Origin of the sequence: Xenorhabdus santafensis, assembly GCF_033949405.1 — a bacterium.
Classification (GTDB): domain Bacteria; phylum Pseudomonadota; class Gammaproteobacteria; order Enterobacterales; family Enterobacteriaceae; genus Xenorhabdus; species Xenorhabdus santafensis.
Genome location: NZ_VCDN01000012.1, coordinates 28926 through 44584, shown reverse-complemented (window position 1 = coordinate 44584; position 15659 = coordinate 28926). Strand labels below are relative to the sequence as shown.

Genomic DNA, 15659 nt, shown 5'->3' with positions numbered 1-15659 from the left:
TCACTCTGACTTCAAAAAGTAACGTTTTTCGGCTTCAACCAAAGAAATCACCGGTATTTTTGAGTAAATATTTAATATTCCCAATATGCTTTTTAAAGACAAAAGGGATCACAACGTTAAAGTGAATAAAAAACAAATAATATATAAATAGGATATATTTAATGCGCAATAAACTCTTTCTATGGCTTCTTGTGCTGCCGCTTGTCTTAAGCTGTTATGGCGGTTGGCAATATTCACGAATCAGTGGACTAAACGAAGCGCTTAACGATATCAAATCATTACACAATGAAGCATCTCAACAATTAAGAAACAATCCCCACGCTACAATGGAGATTAACGGCCAATCTTTCACTATTGAGGAAATATACTACCGAACAACTTCAATCCTCGACAGCGATAAAGCCACATTCAATACATTTCAATCTCTTTTAGATCTGGGAACCATGGGAGGCGGCATATTATCACTGTTACTGGGTGGGTTTGCGATTTTACTTTGTATTCGCAGTGGTATTACTGCCCGTCAATCCCGTGATCAATTACTGAAAGTATTTAACCGCTGTCGCCGTTTGCTCCCTTTTATTCTTATCGCCCAAATGACACTGATCGGCGTAAGCCTTTTTTCTTTAATTTGCTATGAAATTCTCTGGTTTATCAGCAACTTTGAAATTAAAAGCGGTGGCGCCAAGATTATTTTCATTGCGGGTTCGGCAGCACTGGCAATCTTGTGGTGCATTATCAAAGGGATAGCAAAACTTAAATACTGTTTTGCCATGTTTGAACCTTCCCTATCCCACTATGAAGGCAAGGCGGTTACTCCAGAAGATGCACCGGGGTTATGGCACTGGATCAACGAATTGGCCGAACAAGTGGGAACAGAGCCCCCGGATAATATCATTGTCGGTTTAACGGAATGTTTCTTTGTTACCTCTTCACCAGTTTGTATCAGCAATGAACAAGTACTCGAAGGGCAAACACTGTATTTTCCATTGATCTATGGAGCCTTATTAAGCCGTGAAGAATCCGCCGCAGTTATCGGCCATGAATTGGGCCACTTCACCGGTGAAGATACAACTTATAGCCTCCATTTTTCACCGATTTATTCAGGCATGAACCGCAGTATCGATGTCATGATCAGTAACGTTCAGGATGCTGGAGATTACTACGCCCGCCTTGTTATGAGCCCATCCATCTATTTGGGTATATTCTTCATTCAGCAGTTTGATTTTGCCGTCAATCACTGGAGCCGACTCCGTGAACATGCTGCCGATGCAGTCGGTGCCAGCCTGAGCAGTGTACAATCTATCTCAACTTCATTACTGCGTATTTCAGCAGTCAGTGAAGAAATCAATAAACAACTCTCAGCACTATTTGAAGGCAAATTGAAAACGGATGATCTATTACCTGTCATCACTGATAACCTGCGTGAAAATGGCGTCCCTGAATCGGGGCAGTTTTTGGAAAATGAGTTCACACACCCAACAGATACTCATCCAACCACTAAAGCGCGTATTGAAGCATTAGGGCAACCCGTTGATCAGGATTTACTGGAACATGCTTCCCGCACAGTCGATGCAGGGTATTACGATAATATCAACTCACTATTTTCCGATGCTAAGGCTCTCTCAACAGAACTAACACAGCATCTATCCAATGAGATTGATGAATATTATCAGGAACAAACCCAGGTGTGGGAAGAGCAAGTAAAAGCAACTTCATCATCAGAAACCGTCGTCATCAAAGAAACTCAGACAGCATTTATAATAATGTTAGTCATCTCCATCATTCTCTCTTCATTAATGGGGTGGCTTTTGTCTGCTATATCAGATAATGATCCCCTTTTATGGCTGCTTTTCATTATATTTGTTTTGATTGGGGTATTTTCACTCGCTTTTAAAAAACGTAGTCAGAGTGAAATGATCATACTGACTTCCACTACGATAGGCGGTGTCGGATTTAAGCACCCTTACCCACTGCACAATATTGTAGATTTTAATTTTATGAGTTTTAATGGCTCCAGAATACTCACCCTTGAGTTTGCAAATAACGTAGATTACCCAGAAATTGAATTTAAAAAATTCTCTGGTGGGTTTTCTCTGAAAAAGAAAAAAAATCGCATGGCCTGTAACTTTATCAGCTCACTAAAAGCAAATAATGAACGCCTGTCTGATAAAGAGTTTATCAATATGCTCCATGAATACCTTCAGGCAGCACATGCTCGCCACGCATTGAATCAGATTCAATCTGATTAATGGAATGATCAGCCCGTAATAATGACGGGCTGATTGCCGCATTTCACCACGACATATACTCGTTGTACTTCAAGATGCATTTATATTCCCCCACGAATCGGGGAGAATATAAACTGCTTAATTAATTGCGTATAAAGTGCCATTGCATCAATGCTAATAATTAATTTTATACCTTATCGAATTCAGAGATCACTTCCACTTTAACGCCGCATCATCCACAGGCTGCTTGATCAATATCTCTATATCCTTTTCATAATTATGCGATACATGCCAATTTGGGCTTCTCCCCTGACGAGGAAGGCTTTCATCTCCACGCTTTATATAACCCGATTGCAATTTACCCAAAATATTTTGCTCCTTCAGCATTTCATCCGGTTGAGCACAAGGGGTTACAGACTTTGCACCACGACGATCCATTTCCTGCAATAAACGACAAATGTAATCTGCGGACAGATCAACTTTCAATGTCCAAGAACTTTGTATTACATAGCCGACCAAATAAGCAAAATTCGGAACATCTTGAACCAAAGTGCCTTTGTAAAGCATATGTTCATTGCCCTGAAACTTTTTCCCATCAATAGACATTTCAATGCCATCAAGAACGGATAATTTCAGCCCTGTTGCGGAAACAACAATATCTGCCGGTAATTCTTGGCCAGACTTAAGCAAGACGCCATTTTCAGTCAAACGTTCAATATGACCTGTCACAATGGAGGCTTTGCCCTCTTTCAGCACGTTAAAAAAATTCCCAGAAGGGACGTAGCATAAACGCTCATTCCAAGGTAAGTAATTCGGCGTTAAGTGATTCATATTGAAATCTGACCCAACCCTTTTTCGGGCAGATGACAACAAGAACCGTTTGAACAAGATCGGTACATGCTGGCTACTTTTATAAAGTAGGCGTTGAAAAAAAATATTACGCTTTCTGCCGAGGTCATAAACCCAACGTTTCGGCATAAATTTGCTGAGGAATTTCGATATGTTGTCGTTTTCAGGGATAGATAAGTAGTAACTGGGTGAACGCTGTAGCATTGTGATATGCGCAGTCTCTTTTGCCATTGCCGGCACTAACGTCGTGGCAGTAGCTCCACTGCCAATCACAATCACTTTCTTCCCTTTATAATTCAACTTTTCCGGCCAATGCTGAGGGTGAATAACTGGGCCTTTAAAATCATTCCTTCCCGGATATTCAGGCAAATACGCCTGATCGTAGTTATAATAACCTGTCGCAGCAACCAAGTAATTGCAGGTAAAAATGTGGATTTCTCCCGTGGCTTCTTCAAGCGCCGTGACACGCCATTGGCTAGTCGAACTAGACCATTCCGCATTGGTGATTTTTAAACCAAACTGTATTTTTTTATCAACCCCATACTCTCTTGCCGTTTCATTAACATAATTTTTAATTGATGGGCCATCAGCAAATACACTGGTTTCAGACCAAGGCCGGAAGTTATAGCCAAAAGTCATCATATCCGAATCAGAACGAATGCCCGGATAACGAAATAAATCCCAGGTTCCTCCAATAGCCTGACGGCGCTCTAGAATAATAAACTGCTTTTTGGGGCATTCTCTTGTTAAATGACACGCGACACTAATACCTGAAACCCCCGCCCCCACAATCAAAACATCATAATGAGTATTCATATGACCTCTCCTGCAATCATGTTTTTTAAAACAAATATTCAGCGCAATGAGCCATATTATTTTTTATTTTCTGAAGCAACCATTTGCATTTATGTGGGGGGAGTATCACTATGTTAACGAGCCGAGTATTCTAAACATTAGTGGTTGATATTACGTTGTCTTTCAAATGGTATTTTGTTGATTGCCACTTTAAAAATAACGGCCATAAATCCAGAAAAATCAATTCAATATAATATTGGTAATAAAAATGATACCTATAGAAACCCTTGCTACATTCATCACTGTCTCAACTTTTTTATGTTTCTTGCCAGGCCCTGATAATATTTTTGTGTTAAATCAATCTGCCATCAATGGACGTAAGGCTGGAGTATCAATTACCTTGGGGTTATGTATTGGGCTATTAATACATACCTCTTTAGTTGCATTCGGTATTTCAGCTATTATACGGGCCAATGCTGTCGCGTTTGAATGTATCAGAATATTGGGCGTGATTTACTTAAGCTATTTGGCTTGGGGTGCTTTCAGGGCAAAACCAGTGAGCTTTAAAAACAACAATGATAGGCTTAATCAAACAAGTAAATTGATTAAAAAAGGGTTGATAATGAATTTATCAAATCCAAAAATTATTATTTTCTTTTTAGCTTTCCTCCCTCAATTTACGACCAGCAGTCAAGATATACCATCCATTCCGCTTCAGCTGTTATATCTGGGGCTAATGTTTGTCATTATCTCTTTTTTAGTTTTTACATTTATATCTTATTTGTCTGGTTTTCTGAGCAACATTCTCTCTGACAAACCATCAATACAAACTATTTTAAATAAAATAACCAGTTTAATATTTATCGCGTTAGCAATTAATTTAGCTATCAGCCGATTTTAAATTAAAAATAATCAACAGCAAAAATCACTCGATGTGCAGCCGGAAGGCTGCACAAACGAAATGACATTATTCGATCACAAAAAGAAAACCGTGAACGAAGAATCCGGCTGTTTCCTCATTCTGCTTTCAGTTTCAATACAACAAACACAATGAAGCTGATAGCTGACATTCCGAAGCAATAAGCCACCAGCGGCCAAGCGGTGTCACCAGCAAACACTAAAGTCATGAGCGTTCCCACGCCTCCCGCAATCAGGCTTTGAATACAATAGTACAGCGCAACCGCCGTACCCGAGGCATCCCCAAAATCCCGAAGTGCGCCATTTGCCGTTACCGAACCAACGAATATCATACCAGCCGCAATCAACCACATTGGTATCACAAACGTGATAAACGAAGGTGTCGAAAAAACTGCGCAAACCGCTAATATCACGGCTCCCGCCATCATGGCAAATAAGCCCCGCAAGAAACTTCCCTGAATACCCCAGCGCGCCACGAAAAATTTAGCGAAACGCGCCACAGCAAACATGACAAGAGCAACCGTCGCAAAGGCGATACTAAATTTTATCTGAGAAAAACCAGCAAGGCCTATAAGTACGCGGGGAGAAGTCGAGAAGAACACAAAAAATGACCCCATTGCAGCACTGAATCCGAGGGTATAGACCCAGAAAGATTTGTTAGACAAAATCAGTGCAATCGCCAGTCCCGGTTTATTCTGCTTGGGTGGCCGAGTCTCATGCCATCGCGGTAAAGCGTGAGCAAATGCCAATAATCCCAGCACACCAAGCATTACGAAAATTCCTCGCCAGCCAAACGCAAGATCAATGACTGAACCAAGAATAGGCCCGAGCGCAGGGACAGACGCCAACATAGAACTAAACAAACTGTAAATAATGCTACTTTCAGGCCTGTCAGCATAAACATCCCGAACCGTCGCAAAAGTCGCCACCAACGCGGCAGATGCACCCAACGCCTGCAAAACCCGCAATGCGACAAACAGTTCACCACTGTTTGTTATGGCAAGGCCAAAGGAAGCGATAGAAAAGAGCAATGCTCCGCCTAATACGACTGGACGCCGGCCAATGCTATCCGACAATGGGCCAAAAATCACCTGACCAAATCCAAGCAAAATCATGTAGATGCTCAACGTCAATTGAATGATGGCGGTGGAAGTATCAAGCGCCGCAGGCATATCCGGAATGACGGGCAGATATACATCCATTGCCAGTGAAGCGAGGAGATCGAAAGGAGCCATCAGCAAAATCGCTGACGATAAAGAGTAACCCCAAATGGGGGAGGTTTTATTAGACATGACAAAAATCCGCTCAGAAAGTGAAATCTGGCGGCAATCTGCCTATTAATGATCAATAAGAGGAGATCACCGCAACAACTGCTATGAGAAACGTTGTTGCGGCTTAGCGAACTGTCTGTAAGGAGGGAGCCATATTTGTATCCTTGTGTTATTTAATCGTTTTTATCCAAATTGTTGCTTTTACGTACCCACCATAAAGCCTACGTACTTTTATCTATAAAATCAAATATCGTCTTAATATTCACAAATTCCCTGATTTCGTTATTTCAATCGCGGTTCGCTATTTAAATTAAATGCTGGGTGAGGTTAATCGGTCATGATTCCAAAGCGTTAATTTAATATCTTTGTATTGTAACGGAGAAACCTATTGTTTTCTCATTTTCCTCTCTGTTTCAAGGCGGTAAATGCAATGAAGCTGACAACTGACATTCCGAAGCAATAAACCACCAATGGCCGAACCGAGAATAGACCCGAACGCAGATACAAACGTTAGCTTTGAACTAAAGAAGTTGTAGATAATTCTATTTTCAGGCCTATCTACATAAACATCCCAAACCGTTGCAAAAGCCGCCACTGGCGCCGCAGATGCACCCAACGCCTGCAAAATCCTTAATGCGACAAACCACTCACCACTGCCTGCTATAGCAAGAGCAAAGCGGCTTACATTGCGTGGTATTGAACTTGAAGGCAATAAAGAAACTGTAGTATCAAACTGAAAATAAAAGGTAAGTCACCAATCATCATGTTCAAATCTGGCAGGAAATCTTGTTTCTGAAATATTTTCCTAAGATTATGGAATGACAATTGTTAGCAAGTAGAGTTGATTAGCAATTTCATTCAAGTAGATACAAAAACTAAGCATATAAACAAATACATTATATTTTTTTTAGTTTTTTATTTCATATTTACATATTAATTATAGTTTAATCCATTTACCTATAATAAAAATCATTAACCACAAGTGTGTGTTGAAAAGTCAGAACATAAAATATTAACCTTTATAATCAAATTAATACATATAAAAACCACCGCTAAACCTGCAATATTTCATGGAATAATCACCAGCAAATAGGTTAATAAAATGAAAATAAATAACCAGAATTGTTGATGAAAATTTAATGATGTGTTAAATGTTTTATTATAATTAAATTACCTCTTGGAGTGATGGCACCATGGATCGTGAAAACATGATTGGGCCGTCTTTGGATAGTGTTGGGGATGGAATTAACTCTTTAAATGCTGCATGGAGCTTTGGTGGTAATACCCCAAAGAACTTTGACTCCCATGTTTCGAAATCGGTTCCGAAATATAAAGATGGGCACGATATCATTCTTTCGCTTAGCGATTTCTTTATCAATAAACACTCCATCATTTATGAACTAGGGAGCTCAACAGGGGCTTTAACCCGTAAGCTGGCAGAACGCCATCCGCACGGCGCCAAGTTTGTTGGCATTGATATTGAAGAAGCCATGACGCAACAAGCTAATGTAATGCTTTCTGGACAGGCGGAGAAAAAAAACGTCACCTTCCTGACGGATGACATCCTAAATTTCCCCTATGAGAAAAGCGACTTTATTGTTGCTTACTATACCGTGCAATTCATTCCTCCACGAGTGCGCCAACAGCTGTTCGATCTCATTTACCAAAGCCTCAACTGGGGTGGTGCATTCGTGCTGTTTGAAAAGGTACGCGGCCCTGATGCCCGTTTCCAGGACATCATCAGTAACCTGTATGTCGATTACAAGATCGAGCAAGGGTATGCTGCCCATGAAATCCTAGCCAAGTCACGTTCCCTTAAGGGGGTGTTGGAGCCGTTTTCCACAGCAGGTAACCTAGATATGCTTAATCGTGCCGGGTTTGTAGATGTAATGACCATCTTCAAACATATCTGTTTCGAAGGGTTTTTCTGTATTAAGTGATGGGATGAATATGGATATCAAATCCGTTCGGCATTACTTGGAATTATTGCAAATGCGGCAGGACTATCAGCCAACACCAATTGCGTGTGAAATTTGCGATTCATCAACATGTTTAACCTTATTGACACACGTCCATGGGCCGCAAGAAAACGCCGTAGCTTTACCTGTAGTGGGCTGTACCCAGTGTGGACATATCTATCAAATCTATCGCTTTGACAGTCAATTTTATCAAGACTATTACGATAAATTTTATCGGTTGAACTTATTTGGCGATAGCGAGCCGGACAAAACTTTTTTCCTCGATCAAATTAAACGTGGTAATTACCTCTACAAAAACCTGAGCTCTTGGCTACCCAAGCAGGGATACCTGATCGATGTGGGCTGCTCAGCGGGTGGGTTAATGATCCCATTTGCCAAACGAGGTTGGCAGGTTAAGGGAAACGATCCAGACAGCGCATACGCTCAATACGGTAAAAAGCTGGGGTTGAATATTGATACCGTCAGCGCTGAAGACATGGCAACGGATGAACTCGCAGATCTGATCATCATTAATGGTTCGCTTGAGCACGTCTATGACGTCAACCGTGTTATGGAAAAATGCCGGGCCATGGCGGCCGATCAAGGGCTACTGTTGATTGAAGGACGCGCCTTAGGTTATGGCATGCAACAGGGCTATCTGACCCATAATCATCGGCGTTTTCTTACGCCGCACAGCATTGAACTGTTGATGCTAAAACATGGCTGGACACCGGTATTGACCACAGAAACACCGTTATGTGGCCCCACGCGGCCAGGAGCCGTTTTCGTGCTGGGCCGAGCCAGCCACACAGATAGTGAGGTATTTGTTGCTGTCAGCGCCGCCGGGCGGGACAGACTACAGCGGTTTTATCGTCCCTGGTTTGACTCTGTGGGGGCAGCATGAGTGACAACATATTACAGGCGGCTGCGGATGAAAATCTCTGCCGATACCGTGACGAACTGATTTGTGAACCGCTAACCGGGGCTGCAAAACCCAAATTCCGTATCTACGATCCCAACAATGACATTACCTATGAGCTTGGCCAGGCCGAACTAGCACTAGCCAGATTGTTTAACGGTGAACGCACTTTGGAGCAGGTACAGCTACTAGCTCAGGAACGCCTGCGTGCGGCCATCAGCCTGCCAAAACTGGTGGTGTTTCAAACCCGTTTATTACAACTGGGCCTGCTGGCATATAACGGACAAAACGGTGGCCTAAAGCGCGATCCCGCCACCGGAATTACCTATGGCCCTCTGAAGCGCTTTTTGTTGGTCAATCTGGTAAAAATGAATCCGCAACGCGGATTGGATAGCCTCTATCGCTTGGCTCCGTGGCTCTGTGCCCCGGCGTTTAACGCACTGCTACTACTCATAGTCGGCGTAGCGTTAGGCTATTTGTTCAGCCAATGGTCGCAGTTCAGCCTGGATGTTATGGTGACTTACACCCAAAGCTGGTCATGGTTAGCCTGGCACTACCCAGTAATATTGAGTTCGATTGCTATCCATGAACTAGGCCATGCGCTGAGCTGCCGCCATTATCGCGTGCGCGTTACCGATTTTGGCATAGGCGTTTACACTCTATTGGCTACTGGCTGGGTTAGGCCGGAACAGCGGACATGGTCCGCATTGAGCCCCGGCAAGCGTGCAATCACCATTTTGATGGGTCCCGTCGCCAGCTTTTACTATGCGGCTGTAGGCATAGTGGTGTGGGGCACCACGGCGGCCAGCTCGCCGTTTCATGATATGGGGGTGGTGATGATTGTAGCCTCCTGCCTGTCGTTAATCCCCACACTGTTGCCCATTTTCAATGGCGACACCTATCTGGCGCTGACCGAGTTCTTCAACCAACCCCGTTTACGGCAGCGCGCGTTGCGTTACTGCCGCCAACGCCTCTCAGGTAACCACCCTGAAGATGAAAAAGATAGCCGCCTCTATTGGTTGGTAAGCCTGTTAACCGCATTAGGTTGGATCTTGGCCTGGTGTGGGATTGTCATGATGATTATCCACCTATTGTCCTAAGGAGAATGTGATGAACCCTGAAATGAAAGACAGTGAACAAAACCAAGCTGCCAAGCAACAACCTGTCGATGAGCAGCTGGATAATATGTTCGAGGAATTTGACCTCGATGATATCGAAGTGATTGAAAGCAAAGTCTTTGCATAAAACACTGCTGCTCTGGGAACAGAGCAGCTTTGTTCCTACGGGGATAGTGAACAATATGACAGTAATGGCAAAACCTACGGCGGTTGGGGTAGGCATTCAATATAATCCAGAAATATTAAACTGGTTTCCCTTTGAAACGTTGCAAGTCGATCTGCTGGAGATACTGTTAGATAACATCATGGCTCCGATGGATGGGCCTCATATTATTCGCCCAGAAGTGCGCACGATATTGGAGAAGCTAGGTGAGCGCTTCACACTGCTGGCACATTCGAACTACGGTTGCGATTTTGGTTTTAACCCACTGGACAGTACCGCTGCGGTACAACGTCATATCCCACTGGCCAAAATGATCAATAGCCCATGGGTGGCCAACCACTGCTTTTATGGTGATGATTCCTGGCTGGATATTTGGAGCAGCCCGCTACAGTTTTCGCAAAAAGAAGTGATACGCTGTGCTGACCGCGCCGCCGAACTACAACAGCGTTACGGTATGCCGCTAGCCCATGAAAACGCAGCATATTATCTGCCTTGCCCTGGGGCAGAAATGCAAGAAGCAGAGTTTCTGGCGCAGCTAGTACAGCGCTCGGGAACCTTCCTGCATCTAGATTTGCACAATATTTACACCAACTCAATCAACCTGTCAGGCTTCGATCTGACCGATTATCTCGATACATTGCCGCTGGATCGAGTAATTTCGGTACATTTGGCAGGAGGCAGTTGGGCGGATGGTCTGTATCACGATTGGCACGATTCCGCCGTACCGGAACCCGTGTGGGATCTGTACGAAGATCTCCTGTCGCGCACGTTGCCTTCTGCCATCGTATTGGAGTATCAGGGGCAGGCACACCACACGTTAACACGGGTGATGGATGCCAATGATGAATCTATGATTGTTAAAGACGTGAAGCGGGCTCAGACGATCTGGCAGAGTGCGGTGAGCAACCAAAAGGTGGTAAACGATGGACGCTAAAATTGTCTGGCACACTTGGCGCAAAATTCTGCGTGATGAGGTGTTACAAAGGCAACTTTTTGACCGCCAGTGGCAGGCTCAGGCCTGTGATGCCTTTACGCTGGAAGAGCAAGAGGTGATTGCCGCCTATGCCGAGGATATTGATCGTGCAAAGTGGTTTATCGAGAACTACCAGTTCCGTTTGGTGAATTCCTTTATTAATGCGTTGGAAAATGGTGCACCGTTAACATTGCGAGCGCTACTGAATAGCGGCGTTGAAATACCACAACTGTCACGCGAATTTTTACAGGCATATCAATGGCATGATTATGGTCCGTGGGTTTATAGTTATTGCCGAGATATCCTTAATTGGCTGATGACAACCCGGCAAACCTGGGCATGGCCGGATCCTTTGGTGGATTTAATGGGTCTTGAGTATCAAGTAGTATCTCTGTATCTGTCATTGCAACATGGAACGCCTATCGGGACGTCTGACGTTGGCTATTCCCAGACCGGTATGGCGCGTCTTTACCGCAGCCGATTCCGGCTGTCACAGTGGTTGCGCGATAAAAAAACACTGGGGCTGGTAACCCCCCCAGAGGGGGAAGAGCAGTTATTGATAACGTTACCAGATTTGAACAGCCGCCATAAATACCTGTTGTTGCCTGTACGCTGCGCCGCATTATTTAACCAACCTCCCGCTGCCGACATGCCGCTGGACCAGAGTGACCTACCACATTTAGCGCGCCTAGTGGCGGCAAATGCACTAGTGCTAAAGGAAGAGAGCCATGAAGTGCGCTGATTATTTTTGGTTGCGTTCTGCAGGATTCCCGGCCGATAGCCTGCTTCAGACTACATCGTTTTCCAACCGACCGGAGTTTACTACACTGACGGAACTGCATCAGCGGCGCGAGCGGCTATTGCAGCTGTTTGAGCAACACATAGCCACTGTGGGAGAGGAGCAGTGCCGAAAATTCGCACGCAAACTGACGGCGCAGCAAGCGGTAAGTGTGAGTGATTTACCATTACTGTTGCGTGATATCCTGCAACAACCGCTCGCCGAATGGCACAGTGTTAATGTGGAGATAACTGAGCGGGAGGCATCCCTGCGCCTTGAGTTTAGCTCTTTCAGTGAGCAAGTACGCCAACAGTTGATTGATTTTCTGTCGCGTGCCGACGTAGCGGAAGCGATATTCATTTCCAACTCGGATGCTGCTCAGCGAATCGGCGCGCTGGTCACCGAACGTAATGCTCCCAATGACAGCCGTAAAAAACAGAAAATTCGCCTGGGATGGAATTATGCCCAGCGTTTTTGTACTAAAAATGACACCTGCAGTTTTTTTGGACCAATTGCCTGGGGGCGTTTTGCCGACCAACAAACTGCATTGGCACACGTTGACTGGGCTGAAGGGCCTTGGCTCGCACAGCGGGAGACTTTTTTTGAAAGTTGGGTAATGCAGCGCCTTGCAGCCCAAATCAATGCACAATGCCCGGAACCAGCATGTTTACCGTTGACACTTAATCCTGGCTGCTACCTGCATGGAGATGTGCTGCACTACCCATTGAATAAATCACGCCGTCTGACTGGATCGGTATTAAATGTGTTGAGCGCATTGGCAAAGGGAAAATCTAATGAAATACAGCTGCGTGCTAAGCTGGATAGCAACCCAGGCCCCGTACTTGAGCATCTGATCACCGCAGGGATTATACAACGCGGCTTTCAACTTTCACCACGCGACCCAGACGCGTTGACCACGTTATTACAGGCAATGCATGAAGCTACACTACCAGCGTATTTTATTGCCCAATGGTCTGCGTGTTTCCAGCGTTTGGAAGCACAACGTAAGATCTATGCCAGCGGCAATTTGCAGCGTCGTCAGCAGGCGTTGACGGCGCTAAACCAAGCGTTGAGCGAGGCCGGGGTATCTTTAGCGCGGGAAAGCGGAAAGATGTACGTTGGACGTTATCCTGTTTATGAGGATTGTGCCTGTGCCAGTACAGTGACATTTAATCGCACATTGCAAAAGGAATTGGAGACGGATTTTGCCCCGCTTATGGCTCTGTATCAGTGGTTAACCCGAGCCACAGGAGTCTTGTTGCATCAGGCCTGGCTGGAAGTTTATCAGGCAAACTTATCGAGCACTCATGAGCAGGACTCCAGCCTATTGTCGTTCCTGCACACGTTGCAGCCGAGGCAGAAGGAGATTCAGCAACAGGTTTGCGAACAGATCCGTGTCATGCTGGATAATGCTTGGCAACCGTTACTGAGCTCATTACACACCAACGAGCTGCATTTGAGCACTGAGCAAGTGGCACAGGTGCTAACTGCACTAAACCAACAATGCCCAGCCGCCGCAGATTTTTCAGTGTTTGGTAATGATTTTCACTCACCGGACTTTATGTTGGCAGCGGCCAGTCAGGAGGCGTTAAATCGTGGAGAATACCTAGTGGTATTAGGAGAGACGCATCCCGGGGTTCATACGCTTAGCCAACCTATTGCCGCGCCATTTTGCCCTTTTACCACAGAGATTGAGCAAGCAGTCAATGCGCTATTTGGCCGAAAACGGATCATATTGGCCGACTCGCCCGATAACTATCAACGTTCACACATCGATTGGCCATTGGTGCCGCACTATGCTCAGTTGATATTGCCTACCGGCGGGGGCAGCGTTCCCGAAGAAAGGTGCTACCCCGTAGGCCGCGCGCGCTTACATTGCAAAGCTGGACGTCTGACAGTGGAAGATCTGGACGGTGTCTTTCAGGAGGATTTACTGTGCGTCAACAGCACCGCACTGCACCAACTGTTGTTCCAACTTGCAGGTGACGTGGTGCCACGCCGCGATCCGCGCCGTATTCAAGTGAACCGTACCGTGTACAAACGGCGTACTTGGGTATTTAACACCAATGAATGGCCGTTGGTGTCCACTGACGAATTCACAGCGTTTATACAATGGCAGAATTGGCAGCAACGACAAGGGTTGCCACGCTGGGTATTTATCAAATGTGAAAGCGAACCCAAGCCATTATTTATTGATTTTGACAATCCTCTATCTTTAGATGCGCTAGCTACAGCGTTGAAGAAAGCGAAAGTGATTCACGTATCGGAAATGCTGCCGGCGCCTGACGATCTATGGCTCAATGATGCACGCGGCCGCGTCTGTTGCGAGGTACGTACCACATTCTCATCCATTAAGCAGGAGGTACTTGAGTATGCAGAATGAACAGGTTTCTACCTCGGCAGCACAAGAGGCAAAAAAAAGTTTCACAATGTTGTTCTTAACCATCTTTATCCCCTTTGGTTTGGGACACTTTATCTCTTACCTGTACCGTACTGTGAACGCAGTTATTTATAACGATCTTGCCAGTGAGTTACACCTACCAGCAGAAAGCCTAGGGTTGTTAACCGGAGTTTATTTCCTTACATTCGCCGCAGCCCAACTGCCCCTCGGCGTGATGCTGGATCGCTATGGCCCACGCTCGGTACAGAGTCCTATGTTGTTGATTGCCGCAGCCGGTTCAGTGATTTTTGCCTTGTCACACAATGAGGCAGGACTGCTGATAGGACGTGGCCTGATCGGTCTAGGTGTTGCCGGTTCACTGATGAGCGCCATCAAAGCCTGTTCCATCTGGCTACCGATAGAGAGATTGCCGCTTAGCACCGCTTGCCTACTTTCCGTTGGCGGGTTGGGGGCTATGGCCTCGACAGTGCCGTTACATGCTACATTGACCTGGATAACCTGGCGTGAAGTATTCCTACTTCTGGCAGTGTTGACGATTCTAGTAAGCGCGGTGATTCACTTTTCCGTACGCAATACCTTTATATCGAAAAACACCCGTTTCAGTGACATGTGCCGAGAAGTGGGACGTTTATACCGGTCATGGACCTTCTGGCGGTTGGGGCTCTATTCTGTGTTTGCCAATGCCACTTACATGGCGATCCTTGCACTGTGGATGGGGCCGTGGCTACATGACGTTGCGGGTCTGGATAATGCACAAATGGCCAATGCCCTTATGCTTGGCACGGTAGCGATGGTAGCCGGGTCACTCAGCTTTGGCTGGCTGACGGACTATCTGCGTAAATACGGTGTGCAGCCGATCATGATTTGTGGAAGTGGTGTGGCAATATTCGTGCTGTTTCAAGCAATAATGTTAAGCGGTCTATCAGTGTCACCATATGTAATAACTATGGGATTCAGTTTCTTTGGTACAGCAGCCACCATGAACTACGCGATTGTGGCCCAGTCGGTAGAGCCAGCGCTAGCCGGCCGGGTAAGTTCATCGTTTAACCTTGTGGTATTCGTGCTAGCTTTTGTGGTGCAATGGCTAGTAGGAGTAGTGATCGGCAACTGGGGTACTGTGGCTGGCAGCTATCCAGTAATTGCTTACCAATGGTCGTTAACATTGCTGATTGCTTTGCAACTGCCAGGTTTGCTGCTGTGGCTGACCTTTAAGCCCTGGAAACGTGTGCATGTTTTGTAGGCTTATTTAGATCATCAGATAGCCCCAAAGATAGGAGCATCAGTGATT

The 15659-nt window shown here is 45.3% G+C and carries 13 protein-coding genes; 10 read left to right on the top strand and 3 right to left on the bottom strand.

All coding sequences use genetic code 11. The features are described 5' to 3' along the window. The first annotated feature begins 161 nt into the window (after window positions 1–161). Complete coding sequence (locus FE392_RS03055) at window positions 162–2249, top strand: M48 family metalloprotease (RefSeq protein ID WP_319928761.1); 2088 nt, start codon at window positions 162–164, stop codon at window positions 2247–2249. A gap of 189 nt (window positions 2250–2438) precedes the next feature. Here the strand turns inward: FE392_RS03055 and FE392_RS03050 are convergent, their stop codons facing one another. Then, window positions 2439–3893: a flavin-containing monooxygenase gene (locus tag FE392_RS03050; RefSeq protein ID WP_319928760.1), complete on the bottom strand. Its 1455-nt coding sequence runs from the start codon at window positions 3891–3893 to the stop codon at window positions 2439–2441. A gap of 247 nt (window positions 3894–4140) precedes the next feature. Between FE392_RS03050 and FE392_RS03045 the strand changes: the two genes are divergently transcribed. Further along, entirely contained in the window at window positions 4141–4773 is a 633-nt protein-coding gene (locus FE392_RS03045) for a LysE family translocator (protein ID WP_319928759.1), read from the top strand. Window positions 4774–4888: 115 nt separating this feature from the next. Here the strand turns inward: FE392_RS03045 and cml are convergent, their stop codons facing one another. Together cml and FE392_RS22115 are read right to left on the bottom strand one after the other, a co-directional pair. Further along, a complete protein-coding gene (gene cml / locus FE392_RS03040; protein ID WP_319928758.1) occupies window positions 4889–6082 on the bottom strand; it encodes a CmlA/FloR family chloramphenicol efflux MFS transporter in 1194 nt (397 codons plus the stop codon). Between the two features lie 364 nt (window positions 6083–6446). Continuing rightward, window positions 6447–6773 (bottom strand): hypothetical protein, encoded by a 327-nt coding sequence (locus FE392_RS22115; protein WP_439153453.1) that lies wholly within the window; start codon window positions 6771–6773, stop codon window positions 6447–6449. 481 nt (window positions 6774–7254) lie between these two features. Between FE392_RS22115 and FE392_RS03030 the strand changes: the two genes are divergently transcribed. The 8 genes from FE392_RS03030 to FE392_RS02995 are packed head-to-tail and all read left to right on the top strand — an operon-like array spanning window position 7255 to window position 15611. Continuing rightward, entirely contained in the window at window positions 7255–8001 is a 747-nt protein-coding gene (locus FE392_RS03030; RefSeq protein ID WP_319928757.1) for a methyltransferase domain-containing protein, read from the top strand. A 10-nt stretch (window positions 8002–8011) separates the two neighbouring features. Beyond that, window positions 8012–8923 carry a class I SAM-dependent methyltransferase gene (locus FE392_RS03025; RefSeq protein WP_319928756.1) on the top strand — a complete coding sequence of 304 codons (912 nt, stop codon included), beginning with the start codon at window positions 8012–8014 and terminating at the stop codon, window positions 8921–8923. Then, entirely contained in the window at window positions 8920–10038 is a 1119-nt protein-coding gene (locus tag FE392_RS03020; protein ID WP_319928755.1) for a site-2 protease family protein, read from the top strand. The genes FE392_RS03025 and FE392_RS03020 overlap by 4 nt, the downstream gene beginning before the upstream one ends. A 10-nt stretch (window positions 10039–10048) precedes the next feature. Next, complete coding sequence (gene tglA / locus FE392_RS03015; protein ID WP_319928754.1) at window positions 10049–10183, top strand: 3-thiaglutamate biosynthesis pearlin carrier peptide TglA; 135 nt, start codon at window positions 10049–10051, stop codon at window positions 10181–10183. Further along, window positions 10161–11153, top strand: coding sequence for an MbnB/TglH/ChrH family RiPP precursor modification enzyme (locus tag FE392_RS03010; protein WP_319928753.1), 993 nt, complete (start codon window positions 10161–10163; stop codon window positions 11151–11153). The genes tglA and FE392_RS03010 overlap by 23 nt, the downstream gene beginning before the upstream one ends. After that, on the top strand, window positions 11143–11934 hold the full coding sequence (locus tag FE392_RS03005) for a hypothetical protein (RefSeq protein WP_319928752.1): 792 nt from the start codon (window positions 11143–11145) through the stop codon (window positions 11932–11934). Before FE392_RS03010 ends, FE392_RS03005 begins: the two co-directional genes overlap by 11 nt. Further along, complete coding sequence (locus FE392_RS03000; RefSeq protein ID WP_319928751.1) at window positions 11921–14353, top strand: lantibiotic dehydratase; 2433 nt, start codon at window positions 11921–11923, stop codon at window positions 14351–14353. The genes FE392_RS03005 and FE392_RS03000 overlap by 14 nt, the downstream gene beginning before the upstream one ends. Beyond that, on the top strand, window positions 14343–15611 hold the full coding sequence (locus tag FE392_RS02995) for an MFS transporter (protein WP_319928750.1): 1269 nt from the start codon (window positions 14343–14345) through the stop codon (window positions 15609–15611). Before FE392_RS03000 ends, FE392_RS02995 begins: the two co-directional genes overlap by 11 nt. Window positions 15612–15659 lie beyond the last annotated feature (48 nt).

Bases quoted from the DNA above. Each gene is read 5' to 3' on its own strand.
- FE392_RS03055 (WP_319928761.1), top strand. From the start codon at position 162: ATGCGCAATAAACTCTTTCTATGGCTTCTTGTGCTGCCGCTTGTCTTA.
- FE392_RS03050 (WP_319928760.1), bottom strand. From the start codon at position 3,893: ATGAATACTCATTATGATGTTTTGATTGTGGGGGCGGGGGTTTCAGGT.
- FE392_RS03045 (WP_319928759.1), top strand. From the start codon at position 4,141: ATGATACCTATAGAAACCCTTGCTACATTCATCACTGTCTCAACTTTT.
- cml (WP_319928758.1), bottom strand. From the start codon at position 6,082: ATGTCTAATAAAACCTCCCCCATTTGGGGTTACTCTTTATCGTCAGCG.
- FE392_RS03030 (WP_319928757.1), top strand. From the start codon at position 7,255: ATGGATCGTGAAAACATGATTGGGCCGTCTTTGGATAGTGTTGGGGAT.
- FE392_RS03025 (WP_319928756.1), top strand. From the start codon at position 8,012: ATGGATATCAAATCCGTTCGGCATTACTTGGAATTATTGCAAATGCGG.
- FE392_RS03020 (WP_319928755.1), top strand. From the start codon at position 8,920: ATGAGTGACAACATATTACAGGCGGCTGCGGATGAAAATCTCTGCCGA.
- tglA (WP_319928754.1), top strand. From the start codon at position 10,049: ATGAACCCTGAAATGAAAGACAGTGAACAAAACCAAGCTGCCAAGCAA.
- FE392_RS03005 (WP_319928752.1), top strand. From the start codon at position 11,143: ATGGACGCTAAAATTGTCTGGCACACTTGGCGCAAAATTCTGCGTGAT.
- FE392_RS03000 (WP_319928751.1), top strand. From the start codon at position 11,921: ATGAAGTGCGCTGATTATTTTTGGTTGCGTTCTGCAGGATTCCCGGCC.
- FE392_RS02995 (WP_319928750.1), top strand. From the start codon at position 14,343: ATGCAGAATGAACAGGTTTCTACCTCGGCAGCACAAGAGGCAAAAAAA.